Origin of the sequence: Bacillus sp. TH50, assembly GCF_016650565.1 — a bacterium.
GTDB lineage: Bacteria > Bacillota > Bacilli > Bacillales > Bacillaceae_G > Bacillus_A > Bacillus_A mycoides.
The window spans coordinates 2,504,307-2,522,294 of sequence record NZ_JAEKFM010000003.1; the positions used below are offsets into that span (position 1 = coordinate 2,504,307).

The window sequence follows — 17,988 nt, forward strand, 5'->3', positions numbered from 1 at the left end:
TAGAGTATCTTACTCTGTTTCGTTCGCCCGTTATCCTTATTTGGATAGCGGGCGTTTTTTATTATTTAAAAGGAGGATTTTTATGGAGAAGTTTAAGTATTCATTACTAGTTTTATTCGGCGCTTGTAGCTACGGCGTACTTTCAACTATTTTTAAACTCGGATTCATCGACGGATTTTCCGCACACCAACTACTAGGAGGGCAATATGTCTTCGGATGGATTGGACTACTTTTACTCGTTCTTTTCTTTTCACGTCATAAAGTATCAAAAAAACAATTCTTTTCGTTACTAACAGTCGGCACAACTATGAGTATGACAGGTATTTTCTATGCTATTTCCGTAGAAGAATTGCCAGCCTCTATCGCTGTCGTTTTACTCTTTCAGTTCACTTGGATTGGTGTAGTCATCGAAGCGATTGCCAACCGGACATTCCCAAGCCGTGAGAAAGTTATATCTATTATTATTTTATTTACTGGTACATTGTTTGCTGGTGGAGTATTTGAAGGTCTTGGACAAAACTTTTCTACGAAAGGTATTATTTTCGGACTATTAGCTGCCGTCTCTTTCTCATTCTATGTATTTGTAAGCGGGCGCGTTGCTACAGATGTTCCGCCTTATACGAAAAGCTTTCTTATGACAACGAGTGCTACTCTTATTGTATGCTTATTTTTCCCCCCTACCTTTTTAACGGACGGCGCTTTACAAGCAGGTCTATGGAAATATGCTTTCTTCCTGGGACTGTTCGGGGTTATTATACCTGTCATTTGTTTTTCAATTGGGGTACCAAAAGTCGGAACGGGACTTGGTACAATATTAGGTGCAGCTGAATTACCAACAGCAATTATCGCTTCTATTACACTTGTTCATGAAGTTGTATCGCCAATGCAGTGGATTGGGATTGTGGTTATATTACTCGGTATTTTCACACCACAACTACTTACTGCTAGGAAAGAAAAAAAACATAATCGTGTTCATAGTGCGTGACAACATCAACTTGTATATAAATGTGAATAAAGTTACGATATGTTAAACTTTATTACTACCTTCAAAATAACATATGATATTGCGGCTATTATTCTCGTAATCCTTGCTGTGCTTTTCTTTTTGAAAGATAAGAAAGAGGGTTATACAGCATAACAAAAGACCTTTCATTTATTTGAAAGGTCTTTTCCTTATATTTCACTTTACCGCTCCATATAACTTCTCTACCTCATGTTCAATTTGTTTTACATCGATTCGCTCAAATAATGGCTGCACATTATCAATTCGGTTTGGCAACGTATTTTGAGGTTCCCAATTTACTTTAACACTCGATAATGTATTTCTAACTCTTTCACTTGAAAACGGTAAAAATGGTTCAAGCAATTGTGCAAAGTTTGCTATTAGGTAAACACAATTATAAATTGTTTCCTCACATGAAACTGGGTCGTCTTCTCTTTGTTTCCAGGGCTGCTTTTCATCAAAGTATTTATTTGCAAAGCGTACTGCATCAAATATTGTTTCTAGTGCCACCTTAAATTTAGCTTGTTCAATCGCCTCTCCTACACTTTTATATAATCCTTCTACTTTATCTTTCAGCTCTACATCAATACTTCCCTTCGGTACAGTACCACCATAATATTTTTCAATAAACTTTAATGTCCGGTTCACAAAGTTCCCGTATGCACCTAACAATTCACTATTATGACTGTAAATGAATTCACGCCATGAAAAATCAGTATCACGATTTTCTGGTGCGTTAACTGTTAAAAAGTAACGAATAGAATCGGGATTGTAGCGTTCCAATATATCAGGTACCCATACTGCCCAGTTTTTACTTGTCGATAATTTTCTTTTTTCTACTGTTAAATACTCATTCGAAACGATATGACGCGGGATCGCTTCTTCTCCTATTCCAAGTAATACCGCTGGCCAAATGATTGAATGAAACGGAATATTATCCTTACCATGTACATAATATGTTTTCGCTTCTTTATCCCAAAACTCTTGATCATCTTTCCCTGTTTCTTCAGCCCAATTTTTACTCGCCGAATAATATCCTGTCACTGCTTCAATCCATACGTAAATTTTCTTATCTTCATATCCTGCCACCAGAATTGGTACCCCAATTGGTAAATCACGTGACACTGCCCTATCTTGTAATCCTTCCTTTAAATATCTCTCTGTTAATTGAATTGCATTGTCGCGCCATGTTCCTTTCTGCTTTGCAATTTCTACGGCCTCTTTAATTTGCTGCTGAAATTTATGCAATGCAAAATAGAAATGCTCTGTTTCCTGTACTGATGGCGTACTACCACATAACTTACATTTCTTTTCTAACAAATCGAGTGGATCTAAAATAGCGGAACAATCATCGCATTGATCGCCCCTTGCTGCTTCATGACAATGCGGACAAATACCTTCTACATATCGATCCGGTAAAAATTGCGTACACGTTTCGCAATAAGCTTGTTCAACTACTTTTTTATAAATATAACCTTCTTCTAATAGTCGCAAAAAGACTTTTTGAACAGTTTCATGATGATGCTCACTATCTGTACGTGTATAGCAATCATAAGTAAAACCAAGGCTACGAAAACATCGCTCAAACTCTTCGTGATACTTATCAGCAATTTCTTTCACCGTCACACCTTCTTGCTTTGCTCTAATTGCAATCGGTGTTCCATTACAATCACTTCCTGAAACATACAACACATGCTCACCTTTTGCCCTGTAATAACGTGCTAAAATATCTCCTGGTAACAAACTAGCAATGTGTCCAAGGTGTAACGAACCATTTGCATACGGCCAAGCGCCTCCAATAAAAATACTCATCTTATATTCCTCCTTTAAAATATAAAAAGCCCCGCCCTTATCTTAAAAAAGATAAGGGCGGGGCTGTATAAACAGTCGCGGTACCACCTTATTTCGTCAGTCATTCGCATAACTAACCTTAACAAGTACGGAGCTATATGCTCTTATACTGTGGTTTTGATAACGAGTACCAACTCTCGTCGCCGCCTACTATTATCATTTGATAAGTTCAGGACGAAGCTCAAAGGCCATTGTTCAAACGAATATTCTTGCTTCTTCTCAGCTACCGAAGCTCTCTGGAAAGAATGGTTCCATTCTACTTTTCCTTTTCAACGCTTTTATGTATAAAATGTATTTTACGACTTAACAACAGAAAAATCAAACTTTTATTCAAAAAAACAGGAAATCCTACTCATTCACCGAATAACTATACGTTCACAAAAGGAGTGATAAAATTGAATCAAAAACAACTAAGTACTATTAATGAAAAAAGCTGGAACGCAGCTGCTTATGAAGCTTGGACAAATCGCCACGGGGCGCCAGAGGATTATGCGAAAAAGCTCATGGAAGATCCCGTGCGCGAGGTAAATCATTATTTACCTTACATACAATCTCCAAAAGGAAAGCGTATTATTAATTTACTCGGATCAAAAGGAAATAAAGCAGTTGCTCTTGCTCTTTTAGGAGCCGATGTAACAGTTGTAGACATTTCAGCAAGTAATGAAAAATACGCAACCGAACTAGCCGAAGCTGCTGGTGTCTCTATTCAATATATCATTTCCGATGTACTAGATTTAAATCTATCCCAATCATTTGATATCGTGTTACTGGAACTTGGCGTGCTCCATTACTTTTTAGACTTAAAGCCACTCTTTCATATAGTCTCTCACTTACTAAAACAAGATGGGACCTTTATACTACGTGACTATCATCCCGTTTATACAAAATTATTAGGAGTAGATCATCCATCATTTCGAGAAAATGGAAATTATTTCGACGAGGAACTTATTGAAGATGACGTAGCTTATAGTACTCTCCTTACGGGATCACAGAAATACGCTTTACCGAGAACAAAAATTAGGCGCTGGACACTAGGAGAAATAATTACATCAATGGCAGAAACAAATTTCAAGGTTGAAAAATTGATTGAAGAACACGGATCTCATCAAAAGTGGGTTTTCCCTTCTACTGCACCAGAGGGAATTGAAGAGCGTATACCCGGTCTATATACATTAATTGCGACAACATGCAAAAAAGGATCCCTTCACGGATAGGACCCTTTTTTTGCATGCTTACGCATATAAGTTGAGGTTGGAGATTACCATAATTCTGTAGAATAGGACACAAGATATTTCAACATTCGTCTCTGACTTACGTCGTCAAAAAGGGGTATGACCAACATAACGAAGAGTAATGTTTAATTGATAGTGATAATCGTTATCAACTAATTAGAAGTATACAGGATGTTATTTCAAATTACAATACCATTTCTGATTTTTATTTATGAATTTTTTGATATACAAATGTATACATTTTAAGAACATTTACTCACATTAATCTGCCATATTCCATTATCTGCTATAATTTTCATTGAACAGATTAATAACTTCTTAATCATGTTTTTATTAATTTCGTTCTTGATATTTATAAATTACAATAAATAGTTTTTTAAAAAAGGTAGGGGTAACAATGAAATATGTTAGCATTCGAAAAAAACTACTGTTCACACTCTTAAGCATTTCTTCCTTATTTAGCATTGCTCTTATTGTTATTCTTTCATTCGCTATGAATCAAGCAAGTGAAATCGAAACATTAAAGAATGATGTATCGAAAAGAGCAACGATTTTAAAAGAACGTGGCGATTGGTTCCAAGCGCAGGTCGCTGGTTTACAAGAATATTTACTATCACATGACCAAAAAGGATTGGATAAATTCAACCGGGAAGGAAAAAAACTAGCTGATACTAGGGAGAAAGTAACAAGTGATAAAAAACTCTCAGAAGGAATGAAAGAGGCCATTTTAATGGGAGCAAAATGGCGCAGCGTCGTAGATAATGAAGTCCTCCCCCTTGCACGGGAAGGAAAATGGGAGGAAGCATCCAAAATTGCTCTTGCTCAAACAGATTATGTAAATGATCTTTTAAGTCGTTTTACTAAATATGCAAATGAAGAAAATGACAAACGGGACGTATTAATTGCTGACGTAGAGTCTTCTTCATCCCTTATTCAATATATTATTTTCTTCTCACTCATTACATGTACATTAACGTCTATTCTATTGGCATGGTGGTTCTCTGGTAAACTCGTTAAACCGATTCGACAAATTGATGCGAAGTTAAAAGAATTAGCTTCTCAAGATGGCGATTTAACCGCTAGATTACACGTAACGAGTAAAGATGAAATTGGTGACATCGCAAATTCCTTTAATCAAATGCTTGCTAACTTACAGCGTATAATAAAGCAAGTTCAACAAACATCAACAAGTGTAAAAGAAGCTTCTGAAAATGTGTTTATCGAAACAACTGCTTCTATGGAAAATACCGCAAAAACTAAAGAGACTATGAATGCTCTTGAGCACAATATTCGTTCACAAGTTTCTAGCATTGAAGAAAGTTCAACCGCAATGGATGATATGGCAACGAGTGTTCAGCGTATTGCACAAGCTGCCTCTTCTGCCGCTAGCCTAGCTGTTACAACTTCTGAAAAAGCAGATGATGGAAATAAAGTCATTGAAAAATCTATTACACAAATGCATACAATTAACGAAGCTGTTAACGCTACATCACAAGTGGTAGAGCGACTCATTACACATACGAATCATATTGATACTGCACTTCAATCTATTTCTAATATTGCCGAGCAGACGAATTTGCTCGCTTTAAATGCTTCTATTGAAGCGGCCCGTGCTGGTGAACATGGAAAAGGATTCGCTGTTGTTGCCGATGAAGTACGGAAACTTGCTGAACAATCTCAGCTAGCAGCAAATGACATTAACCATTTACTTCATCAAATTCAAGCGGACACAAAAATAGCAAATGACATGATGACACAAGGTCAGTCAGAAGCTTCTGAAGGAATTACAGTCATTCGTACCGCTGGATCTTCATTCTCAGAAATTGTTAATCACATTAACAATTTCTCTACACAAATACAAGAAATGTCTGCAACTGCTGAAGAAATGGCCGCAAGTTCTGAAGAAATGAATGCAGCTTTAAATAATATCGCTTCTATTTCAAATGAAGTTGCTGCCGAAACATCGAAAACAGCAGCTTCAGCTGGTGACCAAGTAAACAAAATGAGTGTCGTTGCTAAAAAATCATCAGAAATGAAAACAATTGTGCAAGAACTTGAAGTGCTCGTTTCTCATTTCAAAACAAATGGTTAAAATGAAAATTTCATTTATACTTCTACGAACTCTAAATTGTTAGAAAGAGCGATTTAGAGTCTCTCTTTTTTCACGCTAAAATATCTCTTTCTATCTCCCATTCTGTCTGCTATAATTCCTAAAGGAAAGAAGAAAGCTTTATTCCAGATGGAGTAAAGCTTTCTTTCAATTTTTTACATTAATTAATTAATTCTAATACTAAGATTTTACAAGGAGGATTTTTATCATATGAATTTTATTAGCATTCGAAAAAAACTAATGTTCATGATGGGAATGATTTGCGCTTTATTCGGCATCGCCTTAGCTTTTATTTTATTCTTTACCATGGATCAGTCTCATAAAGCTGAAACATTACAAAAAGAAATTTCTCCTCTTGCAACAGAATTGAAAGAGCGCGGAGACGCTTATCAAGTACAACTTTCTGCTTTAAGAGGTTATTTACTACAACATGATCAAGTCGAATTAGACAAGTTTAATGAGATGAGTAAACGTCTTGAAGATACAAAAGAGCAACTTCTTTCTAACCCTAACACTTCTCAGTCCGTGAAAAGCACAATGGAATTAGGATCCACTTGGAGAAAGTTCATTGAAGAGAAAGTATTCACTCTTGCAAAAGAACAAAAATGGGAAGAAGCTTTACAAGTAGCTTCTACAGAGAATGGCACTGTTTATAAAGTAATCGGTGATTTCACAAATTACACTAATGAACAAGCTAAATTACGTGAACAATCTATTGAAAAAATCGATCAATCTTCACTACGAATTGAATATGTTGTCTTCTTATCACTTGTTATTTGTATTGTAACTGCAATTATTCTTGCATGGTGGTTCTCTGGTAAGCTTGTAAAACCAATTCAACAAATTGATACTAAACTAAAAGAATTGGCCTCTCAAGAAGGCGACTTAACAGCCCGTCTACAAGTAAATAGCAATGATGAAATCGGTGCTATTGCCACATCATTTAATAAAATGTTAGAAAACTTGCAGCACATCATTAATCGTGTTCAAAAAACATCTGTAGAAGTACAAACAGCTTCTGAAAATATGCTAGAAAAGACTAATACCTCACGCGAGGCAACAATAAGAGTTCAAAGCTCGATGTCCAACTTAAATTCAAGTATTCAATCGCAAACTTCTAGTATGGAAGAAAGCTCGACTGCGATGGATGATATGGCAATAAGTGTTCAGCGTATCGCTGAATCTGCTTCATCTGTAGCCGAACTTGCTGTAGCTACATCTGAACACGCTAACGACGGAAGTACTGTTATCCAAAAATCTGTTTCACAAATGACAACGATACATGAAGCTGTAAATGCTACATCAGAAGTAGTCGAACGTCTAATCACCCATACGAAATATATTGATACGGCTGTACAATCTATTTCTAATATCGCTGAGCAAACGAATCTACTTGCTTTAAATGCTTCTATTGAAGCGGCTCGTGCTGGTGAACAAGGAAAAGGATTTGCTGTCGTAGCTGATGAAGTTCGTAAACTTGCGGAACAATCAAAAACAGCGGCAAAAGATATTAACCAATTGCTTCATCAAATTCAAAATGATACGGAAACTGCTAGCTCTATGATGTCTCAAGGCCGCTCTGAAGCATTTGAAGGCATTACTGTCGTTCGTGCGGCTGGTACTTCTTTCACAACAATTGTTGAACAAGTAAATAAAGTATCAACTCAAATGCAAGACATATCAGCAACTGCTGAAGAAATGGCTGCAAGCGCTGAAGAAATGAACGCTTCACTTAATAACATCGCTTCTATTTCAAATGAAGTATCTAGTGAAACAGCCACAACGGCACAATCTGCTGAACAGAAAGTCATCGTGATGAATGAAATGACTCTCACTGCAAAACAAATGAAACAAACAGTTGAAGAATTAGATCAGCTTGTATCTCATTTTAAAACTGAATAGCTTTTCAAAAAAATATTCCTCTCTCAGGGAGGAATATTTTTTTGAGCTCATTTCCTGCACTTATCCCGCATATCCGTTATAATGAGAATCGATATCATTAATATTTTGGGGGTGCTACACATGTCACAACAAGCATTTGAAGAAAAGTTATATGCAAACTTAGAAGCTGTTATTGACCCTGAGCTAGGTGTTGATATTATCAATCTTGGATTAGTTTATGACGTTACAGCAGATGAAAATAATAATGCTGTCATTACAATGACGATGACTTCTATCGGTTGTCCAATGGCTGGCCAAATCGTATCAGACGTTAAAAAAGTATTATCAACGAACGTACCTGAAGTAAATGAAATAGAAGTAAACGTTGTATGGAATCCGCCATGGACGAAAGAACGTATGTCGCGTATGGCGAAAATCGCACTAGGTATTCGTGATTAAATAAGGAAAAGACCTGACAATCCAGTCAGGTCTTTTTTCTCTTATTATTTTACTCCTACAGCGTCATAAGCTTTCGTTACAGCTTGTACCTCTTTAGAGTTTTTACCGAATAAATCTTCTGCTGATTGAAGTGCAGCTTGGCGCATCATTTTGAAATCAGAGTTTGCAGTTAAATATTTTGTAAGAGCACGATAGTAAATTTTTTCTGTTGCTTCACGGCCCACTCCAGTTACTTTCACATTGTAATGCGTGCCGCCCTCAGACACTAAATACGCCGCTTTATTGTTAATACTACTGTTAATATGAACGCCGCCATTATCAGCTGTTCCAGTATAACGTTTATTATAGTGATCTGGGTAACCTTCACCTGGTTTTAATGGGTTTGGAATAGATGCTGGATCCTTCAGTGAACGAAGCGCATCACCAGGTTTACCAGGTGTATAAATATCAGCACCTAAATCCCAGCTCTTCTTCTCTACCATTACACCCATAATGTCAGATAACGATTCATTTAACGCACCTGACTCATCTTTATAAACAAGGTTTGCTGTATTTTCAGTTACAGCATGCGTTAATTCGTGACCGATAACATCTAGGCCAGCTGATAATGGAATAAATGTCTTACCATCTCCATCACCATACATCATTTGCACACCATTCCAAGCTGCGTTATTCCAAGATTCACCTACGTGAACAGTAGAAATAAGTTTCGCACCTTTATCATCGAAAGAGTCACGGTTAAATGTCTTTTTATAATAATCATATACTTTTCCTGCATTCACATGCGCATCAACCGCTGCTTTATCTTCGAAGAACTTAGATTTACTCTCAACTTCTTCTCCTGTGTATCCAAGCCATTGTGAGAATAAGTTAAACAAGTTTTCATCCATATTTTCTGCATCAAATGTATGAACACCTTGTCCTCGTTTACCATCAAACAAGTTGAACGCTCCTGTTTTCTCATCTTGAGCAATTTCAAATGATTGTCTAGCGCCTAATACTCCGTAACCAAATCCTGTAATGTGATCTACAGCGTTATATTTCTCAATCACATTTCCATTCGTTGCATCAACAAAGTAATGCCAATATCCTGGAGCTGGTTTCGAAACCGACGCTTTTACAAGATATGCAAGATAGTATTGACCATCTTTTTCATACACATATAAATCTTTTTTCACACCATCATAATTCTTTACTTTACCAATTTCTTTCTCAATATTAGCTTTTGCAATCGTTTCTGCTTGTTCCGCACTAATACTTGCAGATGCAGGAATATTTTTATTATCTAAATTCGGAATAACTTGTCCGAAAAATGCTTTTACATTATTCTCTTTATCAAGCGTAACTGTTTGATCTGAACCATACACAGGAATGTTATTATGCTTCTCAACTAACTTCACGTGTGTTGTACCAGAATCAGCATCTTTTTCTTCACCAACGATATTGAAATGTTTGTCAATATTTCCAGCTAGTTTAAACATATCCTTTTTACTCTCTAAATATTGAAAGACCGTCTCTTTTTTATCTAGTCCTTCCGGCGCTTTCCATTCTTCACCTATGTAAGCTGGTGTTTTAAACTCTTGGTGATACTGGATTTTTTGCTCTTCTGCTTTCGTCGTAGTTGCTCCAAATGCCCCAAACCCACTTGCGATAACAGTTAATGCTAATGCTGATGAAATTACTTGCTTTTTCAATCTAACACTCCCCATTTCCCTAAAAGTTTTTAACACCTTTATAAATATTCTGAATATTCTTTCCGATACCTGCTTTCAAAAATTGAGAAAGTTTTTTCTGATAATTAAACTCACCAAAAAGAGGACATCGAAAAACGATCTCCTCTTTCCTATAACTTTTCATTCCGCTATTTATATGCTGGAAAGCCACCACTGATTAAAGCCTCACTTTATTGCATTTTCATTTCAATTGCTAAATAGTGAGACTTCTCTTTCGCTTGAATGCGAATATCTTCTTCTACAGCCTCCGCTGCATCACGCATTACAAGTGTTTCACCGTTTACAATGCTGCTACCTTCAATTTGTACAAGGTACAATTGACGTCCTTCTTTAACAGGAAAATGAATTTCTTTACCAGCTTCTAATGATAAAGAATATAAATTTGCAGCTTGGTGAATATGAATTGGTGCATCTCCATCAGAAGGAGATACCATATGGAACCACTCATTTTCACGTTTACTCCAATCAAATTTAAACTCACCATAGTTTGGTTTATGACCGTCGCGGTCTGGTAAAATCCAAATTTGCAATAAACGTAATGTTTCACTTCCTAAGTTATGCTCACTGTGAAATACACCAGTACCTGCACTCATATATTGAACATGCCCACGCTCAATTGTCCCGCGGTTCCCCATACTATCTTCATGTGTTAATTCACCATCTATAACGTAAGAGATAATCTCCATATCACGGTGCGGATGCATATCAAAACCAGTTTGTGGCGCTATTAAATCATCATTCATAACACGTACTGCTCCAAAATTCATGTTGTTTGGATTATAATAATTTGCAAAGGAAAAATGAAAATGTGTATTTAACCAACCGTGATTTGCTCTTCCCATATTTTTATGATCAACTTTTCTAAACATATCCTTCACCTCATATTATCTCGAAATCGAGATAATTATTTTTAATTTTATCACTGCAACTTCTTCAGTAATTCTAATAATTGTTTTTGTTCTTCTCTATTTAACTTATCAAATTGCTCTGCTTGAAATGTTTCTTGCGGCGGGACTATTTCTTCATATAGAACCTTTCCCTTTTCTGTTAATGAAATATATTTCGTAGTACCTTCTTGTTCACGCTGAATCCAATCTAGTTGCTCCATCTTATTTAAAAGTTGAGTAACATTTCCTTTCGTAACAAACAACTTATTTCCAAGTTCTTGCTGCGTTAAACGATCGTTTCCTCCAATTTGAACTAATACATCAAACTGAGCGGCAGATACATTCCACTTTTTCAAATGCTGATTCGTCTCACGAATACTTCTATTATAAAAGCGTGATAAACGAAACCATAATAGTACTCCAAGTCTTTCCCCTGCTTTCATTCCATCACCTCGCTCATTTGATACTATTAGTTTAGAACTATACTTATTAAAGGTCAACTACTTATTTTTAATTAGCAATAAATAAAAGCACAGTGATTTTCCTCCACTATGCTTCAGATTAAATTTCTATTTTTATATTCATCTAGCTTCCTCTCCGCGAAATGCCTCGCATCTTTCTCGATCCATCTTTCTTCGTATAGTTCATTTCCAACATATAGTACATCGTCCTTATGCTGCATCGCATGCCTGAATTCATGCAATAGCGTTTTGAGCACTTGCTCATACTCTTCCCACATACAAACGAAAATTAATTGTTTTTCTTTATGATAAAAACCACCTACTGGGAATAAAAACTCCTCTTCTTCTTCTCCTAATGATAAAAGTACATGATTCGCATCACACGTATCACAAAAAATAACTGGCGTTGCACTTACTTCAATAAGAGAAAACAAATCATTTCTTAACTTTTTGACATCCCAAGGAAGCTCCGAATCCAACACATACCAATTCTCAACTTGTTGATATACATTTTGAAACTGGAGTTCCATTTCTCAATAATCCCCTTCCTAAACTCCCTTTTCTTATATATATGCCACAATATGGTAAATATTAAACATACACTTTCATCCTTTAAAAAATGACAATAAAAAAGAATCTATATCAGCATAGATTCTTTTTCCGTAATCATTTTTTTTCATCATTTTTTTAATATAAAATAACCAATTGCACAAACAATAGCAGCAAGTGCAAAGTATTTCACATATGGCCCAGCTACTTTATTAATACTTTCCCACTCTGTTCCTAATTTAAAACCTAAATATACAAATACAATTGACCATGGAATAACAGCTAGTGTAGTTAGCGTAATAAACTTAGCATGTGACATTTTCGCAATACCCGCTGGTATCGAAATAGCATGACGCAACAACAGGAATAAAACGCGCTGTAAAAATAACACCAGTTCCGTAACGATTAAACCACGCTTCAGCATAATCAATATGTTTCTTCTGAATCAAAATATATTTTCCATATCGCTCAAGAACAGGTCTTCCTCCGTATCGACCGATCCAATAAATGAATAGTTGTGCGATTACACCACCAATTGTACCGAACGCGACAGCCCCCCAAAATGTAGTGCTTCCTGTTGATACTAAATAACCTGCATAAGATAATACGATTTCACTTGGGATAACCTCTAGCATTAATCCCAGCATAATTCCCCAATAACCAAGTCCTTCTAGAAAAACTAAAACTGAATGAATCAACTCTCCTAACATCATTTACCTCTCTTTACTGTTTTCATTGCAAAAAATAAAAGTACAAGCAGTAAATATCTTGTACTTTTATTTTTTCAAAATTTATCTAGTCTTCGTATCCCACTTAAAGATTTTATTTAAAAATTTATATACATTCTTTGACTCTTTCGTCAGAAGTGGACCTAAGATCGATAGTATAAGCACGTATAGTGCTGAGAATGGTTTCAGTACTGACATTAAACCACCGGCGATGCCGATATTAGCCATAATGATGGAGAATTCTCCTCTTGAAACGATTGTTAATCCAATATTTGTTGATGCTTTATGAGATAATCCAGCTTGTCTTCCTGCAATCATCCCTGCAACAAAGTTTCCGACGATTGTAAGAAGGACAGCACCTAACGTTAACCATATCGCCCCGCCTAATGAAAACGGATCGATACTTAATCCGAAACTGAAGAAGAAAATAGCTCCGAAGAAGTCTCTAAATGGAACAACAAGATGTTCAATTCGATCACTATGCTCTGTCTCAGAGAAAACTAACCCTAAAAGAAGTGCCCCGATTGCTTCTGCAACGTGAATTGTTTCTGAGAAACCTGCAATAAAGAACAACGAAGCAAATACCACAATAATAAAGATTTCATCTGAACTAATATTGAGCAATCTATTTAATAACGGCGTTGCTTTTCTAGCTACAATAAAGAATAGAAGCATATATCCTAAAGCAATTCCAATTGAAGTAAGGGCACCTAAGAAGGAAGCGTGATCCCCAAGAACTAAGCCAGAAACTACTGATAAATATACAGCAAGGAATATATCTTCAAACATAATAATTCCTAAAATTAATTCGGTTTCATTATTACCAGTTCTTCTTAAATCAACTAATACCTTTGCAACGATAGCACTAGAAGAAATCGTAATAATACCCGCAATAATTAAGATTTCGAGTAACGGGAACCCCATTATAAATCCGTATAATAATCCTAGTGAAAAGTTAATCAAAATATAGATTGTTCCGCCAATCGCGATAGAACGTCCAGATTTAATTAATTTTTTCATCGAAAACTCTAATCCCAGATAGAAAAGAAGGAACAGAACACCAATCCTTCCAAGGAAGGATATCACACTTGCACTTTCAATAAATTTGAGATCGATAACACCTATTGTCGGCGCGTGCGGACCTACTAGCATACCAAGAACAATTAGAAAAGGAATTACTGAGAATTTAAACTTTCCAGCGATTACTGCCGCAATTGCTACTAAAACTAAAGCTGTACCAACTTCAAAAATTAAAGTATCCATCTAGTCAGTCCCCCTATTCGAAAGTAATTCATTAATAATCTTTTTAATTTCTTCTCTCTCACCAGAAACTACAAGCATATCTCCTTCTTCAATCACCGTGTCTGGACCTGGATTAAATAGCTTTTTCATATTCTTTTTCATAACTGCAATTATCGTTACGCTATATGTTTTTCTTATTTCAAGGTCGCCAATTGTTTTTCCGATTGCCGGAGCTGCATTCTCCACTTTAAACCACTCAATTGCTAAACCTTCAAAGACCATCTCAACATTTTCTAATGCTCTAGGTTTGTATACCATTCCACCTAATATTGCTGCAATTTGTCTCGCCTCTGAGTCACGTAATGAAATACTTGAGATGCTTTCTTCATGATTTGAATCAAAATGATACATTTCTCTACGCCCATCATCATGAATGACAATCACCATCTTTTCGTTACCTTTCGTAACGATTTGAAATTTATAACCAATACCCGGAAGTTCACTTTCTCTAATATTCATATTTAGCTCCTCCATAACTTCTTTATTTTAATTTTCTGTTTTTTGTCTTTTGTTCATCCAATCAATTTTAGAAATTCTAACCATTCAGGATACCTATGACTTGGAAATCTTTTATTGTAATAATAAGTGGCTCCTAAAAAGATACTTAAAGATGTAATGATAAAAAATAAATTACTTCTTATTTTCAAACTCTTAAGACTTACTTTCAATAAAGATTCTTCTTTCAAATTATCCCCTCTTTTTCGCTTTAAATTTAGTTTTTTAAAATGTAAATAATTCTAAAAATATTACGATGTAACATAATCATAACACAAAACGTATTTAAGTAACATGATTTTTTAGAAAAATTGATTCTGGTATATTTTTTGCATATAATTTTCTTATTACGAAAAAAAGGAAGTGTATTATATGGTTGATATCTTTAGCAGATTCCTTGAGGTAACGAATAATATTTTATGGTCATATATTCTTATTGCAATGCTAATCGGCTTCGGTCTTTATTTCTCTTTCAAATTAAAATTTGTCCAAATTACTCATTTCCGTGAGATGGTCAGTTTAATTAGTAAAGGATTTAATCGAAAAGAAAAAAAGAAAGATAGCATCTCTCCATTCCAAGCATTTTGCTTAAGTGCAGCAGCACGTATTGGTATCGGGAACTTAGCTGGTGTAGCATTAGCCATTTCAATGGGTGGACCTGGCGCAATATTTTGGATGTGGTTTATCGCTATCCTTGGAGCAGCTACTAGTTTTGTAGAATGTACGCTCGCGCAAATTTATAAAGTAAAAGATGGAAGCAGATTCCGTGGTGGACCAGCGTATTACATGGAAAAAGGGTTAAACAAACGCTGGATGGGTGTTTGGTTTTCACTTCTTATTACAGTTGCGTACGGATTAATTTTCAATTCTGTACAAGCAAACACGGTAACAATAGCATTTGAAAATGCTTTTGGACTAGAGCGAACGATCGTAGGAGCTCTATTAGCTTTATTAGTTGCAGTTATTATTTTTGGTGGTATCAAGAGCATTTCACGTATTACAGAAATGATTGTTCCTCCAATGGCAATCATTTATATCGGCGTAGCTGTTTTTGTCGTAATTAACAACTTCACTATGTTACCAAGCATTTTTACAGAAATATTTAACAGCGCATTTGGTTTAGACCAAGCTATCGCTGGTGGTATTGGAGCAGCAATCAAATTCGGAATTCAGCGCGGTTTATTCGCGACAGAAGCAGGTATGGGTAGCTCTCCTAATGCAGCAGCAACATCAGATGTATCTCACCCTGTAAAACAAGGACTTGTTCAAGCATTAGGTGTTTTCGTAGATACATTCTTAGTATGTACATCAACAGCGTTTATCGTATTATGTTCTGGACTTTACAAAGGATCGAATTTAGAAGGTATTGAATTAACACAACAAGCATTAAGTTCACAAATTGGACCGTGGGCAAGCACTTTCTTAGCGATTATTATTTTCCTATTCGCTTTCAGTTCTTTACTAGGAAACTACTATTATGGTGAAACAAACATCGCATTCATTAAAGAAAGCAAAACATGGTTACTGATTTATCGTGTTGCAGTTGTCGGAATGGTGTTCTTCGGATCTATCGCTGCCCTTCAAACAGTTTGGAGTTTAGCTGATTTCTTTATGGGACTAATGGTATTCACAAACTTAATTGCCATCTCATTCCTTAGCAAGTTCGCCTATGCAGCATTAGTAGACTATATTAAACAAAAGAAACAAGGAAAAGATCCTGTCTTCGTTGCAAGTTCTATCCCTGGCTTAAAAAATACAGAGTGTTGGGATGGGCAAGATTTAGAAGAGAAGAAACAAGTTGGATAACAACTAAAAGCGGAAGAGGCTCGCAGGAAAAAGCGAAGCCACCGAATATTCTAGCCGCTGGAGCTATATAATAAAAAATCCCTATTACTTCACAGTAATAGGGATTTTTTATTTACAACCGTTCATAATTTGTTCAAATTAATTCCAGCAAAAGGGTTGATTTATACAAATTACTAGATTATAATAATTATAAATTAGTAATTCATATAAAATAATAACTCAAGAGGAGATTGATCATAATGAATACACAAGTAATCGAAGCATTAAACAAACAAGTAGCAAACTGGAGCGTTTTATTTACAAAACTACACAACTTCCATTGGTACGTAAAAGGACCTCAATTCTTCACACTACATGAAAAATTTGAAGAGCTTTACACAGAATCAGCTACTCACATCGATGAAATCGCAGAACGCATTTTAGCAATTGGCGGCAAACCAGTAGCAACAATGAAAGAATACTTAGAACTATCTTCTATTCAAGAAGCAGCTTACGGAGAAACTGCAGAAGGGATGGTCGAAGCAATCATGAAAGACTACGAAATGATGCTAACTGAACTAAAAAAAGGCATGGTAATCGCTCAAGAATCTGACGATGAAATGACATCTGACCTACTACTAGGCATCTACACAGAACTAGAAAAACACGCTTGGATGCTACGCGCATTCTTGAATCAATAATAGATTAAAAGCGGAGGTGACTCGCTCAGAACAGGAGGGCATTGGAGCTCCTGACGAAGAGGCGCTTTTTGCCTCACAGGAAGGCGCGAAATGACCGACTGTTCTAGTCACCGGAGCTGGATAGATTTAAAGCGGAAGCGGCTCGTTCAGCTCTGACTGGCTAAGGTTCTTTCACATAGAAGGCGCTTTTTGCCTTCTTATGTGGAAGGTTCTTAGACACGAAGAGCTAGCCACCGGAGCTGGATATCATTAAAAGCGCAAGCGGCTCGTTCAGAACAGGAGGGTGTTGGAACTCCTGATTCCGAGGCGCTTTTTGCCTCGAATGAAGGAGTGAAACAACCGACTGTTCTAGCCGCTGGAGCTGGATACCACTTAAAGCGGAAGCGGCTCGCTCAGAGTCGCTTTTTTTATGAAGTAATCGCACTAAAATTATATCAGCGATTTTCCTAATTCACCGATAAAACACGACAATATCAGCACTCACCTTTTCTACTTTTATCAATATATTACAATCTCTTTTATGTTAAAATATAGGAAACACCCTTTAGTAATTAGATCCAAAAAGCTTGTCCAAGTTCATCATTTACTACTTAAATGACGGGAGTGGTTCAGTTGAAAGACTACTTAATTAGAGCATTTTTTGCGTTAATAACAGTTGGGATTCTCTTACTCATAGCTAATATTTTCAATATACGTGTCGAGGTTAAAGACTATGCTTTCCTCGTTGTTGTAGCTATTGGTGGCGGTTGGGGTGGCTGGTACCTGTATAAAAAACAAAGTAATCAAAATGATAAAGGCATTCCGAAATAAT

15 protein-coding genes, 1 pseudogene and 1 other annotated feature are annotated in these 17,988 nt (G+C 36.1%); of the genes and pseudogenes, 8 read left to right on the top strand and 8 right to left on the bottom strand.

Translation table 11 applies throughout. The features are described 5' to 3' along the window. Window positions 1-82 precede the first annotated feature (82 nt). On the top strand, window positions 83-985 hold the full coding sequence (locus tag JFU23_RS13140; RefSeq protein WP_002015976.1) for an EamA family transporter: 903 nt from the start codon (window positions 83-85) through the stop codon (window positions 983-985). Between the two features lie 195 nt (window positions 986-1,180). Here the strand turns inward: JFU23_RS13140 and metG are convergent, their stop codons facing one another. After that, a complete protein-coding gene (metG, locus tag JFU23_RS13145; RefSeq protein WP_201032043.1) occupies window positions 1,181-2,815 on the bottom strand; it encodes a methionine--tRNA ligase in 1,635 nt (544 codons plus the stop codon). 50 nt (window positions 2,816-2,865) lie between these two features. Further along, window positions 2,866-3,136 (bottom strand) — a binding site (T-box leader). Window positions 3,137-3,249: 113 nt separating this feature from the next. Here metG and JFU23_RS13150 point away from each other — a divergent pair. The 4 genes from JFU23_RS13150 to JFU23_RS13165 all read left to right on the top strand — a co-directional run bounded on the left by JFU23_RS13150 (window position 3,250) and on the right by JFU23_RS13165 (window position 8,536). Further along, window positions 3,250-4,068 carry a class I SAM-dependent methyltransferase gene (locus JFU23_RS13150; RefSeq protein ID WP_201032044.1) on the top strand — a complete coding sequence of 273 codons (819 nt, stop codon included), beginning with the start codon at window positions 3,250-3,252 and terminating at the stop codon, window positions 4,066-4,068. Between the two features lie 415 nt (window positions 4,069-4,483). Next, window positions 4,484-6,178, top strand: a complete 1,695-nt coding sequence (locus tag JFU23_RS13155; RefSeq protein WP_201032045.1) for a methyl-accepting chemotaxis protein — start codon at window positions 4,484-4,486, stop codon at window positions 6,176-6,178. Window positions 6,179-6,406: 228 nt separating this feature from the next. Next, on the top strand, window positions 6,407-8,098 hold the full coding sequence (locus tag JFU23_RS13160) for a methyl-accepting chemotaxis protein (RefSeq protein WP_201032046.1): 1,692 nt from the start codon (window positions 6,407-6,409) through the stop codon (window positions 8,096-8,098). 120 nt (window positions 8,099-8,218) lie between these two features. Beyond that, window positions 8,219-8,536, top strand: a complete 318-nt coding sequence (locus JFU23_RS13165; RefSeq protein WP_000082522.1) for a metal-sulfur cluster assembly factor — start codon at window positions 8,219-8,221, stop codon at window positions 8,534-8,536. Window positions 8,537-8,580: 44 nt separating this feature from the next. Here JFU23_RS13165 and JFU23_RS13170 read toward each other — a convergent pair whose 3' ends face one another. From JFU23_RS13170 to JFU23_RS13200, 7 genes and pseudogenes are all read right to left on the bottom strand, one after another. Next, window positions 8,581-10,230 carry a M4 family metallopeptidase gene (locus JFU23_RS13170; RefSeq protein WP_201032047.1) on the bottom strand — a complete coding sequence of 550 codons (1,650 nt, stop codon included), beginning with the start codon at window positions 10,228-10,230 and terminating at the stop codon, window positions 8,581-8,583. A 209-nt stretch (window positions 10,231-10,439) separates the two neighbouring features. Next, window positions 10,440-11,138 (bottom strand): pirin family protein, encoded by a 699-nt coding sequence (locus JFU23_RS13175; RefSeq protein WP_201032048.1) that lies wholly within the window; start codon window positions 11,136-11,138, stop codon window positions 10,440-10,442. A 50-nt stretch (window positions 11,139-11,188) separates the two neighbouring features. Beyond that, window positions 11,189-11,599, bottom strand: a complete 411-nt coding sequence (locus tag JFU23_RS13180) for a MarR family winged helix-turn-helix transcriptional regulator (protein WP_002129828.1) — start codon at window positions 11,597-11,599, stop codon at window positions 11,189-11,191. Between the two features lie 113 nt (window positions 11,600-11,712). Further along, on the bottom strand, window positions 11,713-12,147 hold the full coding sequence (locus JFU23_RS13185; RefSeq protein WP_002015986.1) for a DUF3920 family protein: 435 nt from the start codon (window positions 12,145-12,147) through the stop codon (window positions 11,713-11,715). Window positions 12,148-12,296: 149 nt separating this feature from the next. Continuing rightward, a pseudogene (uptA, locus tag JFU23_RS13190) lies at window positions 12,297-12,876 on the bottom strand (undecaprenyl phosphate transporter UptA). An 81-nt stretch (window positions 12,877-12,957) separates the two neighbouring features. Then, the gene (locus JFU23_RS13195) at window positions 12,958-14,157 is read right to left on the bottom strand and encodes a cation:proton antiporter (RefSeq protein WP_000380227.1); all 1,200 of its coding nucleotides are present in this window, start codon (window positions 14,155-14,157) and stop codon (window positions 12,958-12,960) included. Beyond that, window positions 14,158-14,655 (bottom strand): cation:proton antiporter regulatory subunit, encoded by a 498-nt coding sequence (locus JFU23_RS13200; RefSeq protein ID WP_078175888.1) that lies wholly within the window; start codon window positions 14,653-14,655, stop codon window positions 14,158-14,160. It lies immediately after the preceding gene. 408 nt (window positions 14,656-15,063) lie between these two features. Here JFU23_RS13200 and JFU23_RS13205 point away from each other — a divergent pair, with 408 nt between their 5' ends. From JFU23_RS13205 to JFU23_RS13215, 3 genes are all read left to right on the top strand, one after another. After that, window positions 15,064-16,497: an alanine/glycine:cation symporter family protein gene (locus JFU23_RS13205; protein WP_002184697.1), complete on the top strand. Its 1,434-nt coding sequence runs from the start codon at window positions 15,064-15,066 to the stop codon at window positions 16,495-16,497. A gap of 239 nt (window positions 16,498-16,736) precedes the next feature. After that, window positions 16,737-17,177 carry a Dps family protein gene (locus tag JFU23_RS13210; RefSeq protein WP_002034654.1) on the top strand — a complete coding sequence of 147 codons (441 nt, stop codon included), beginning with the start codon at window positions 16,737-16,739 and terminating at the stop codon, window positions 17,175-17,177. Between the two features lie 612 nt (window positions 17,178-17,789). Further along, complete coding sequence (locus tag JFU23_RS13215) at window positions 17,790-17,987, top strand: hypothetical protein (RefSeq protein WP_000656312.1); 198 nt, start codon at window positions 17,790-17,792, stop codon at window positions 17,985-17,987. Window position 17,988 lies beyond the last annotated feature (1 nt).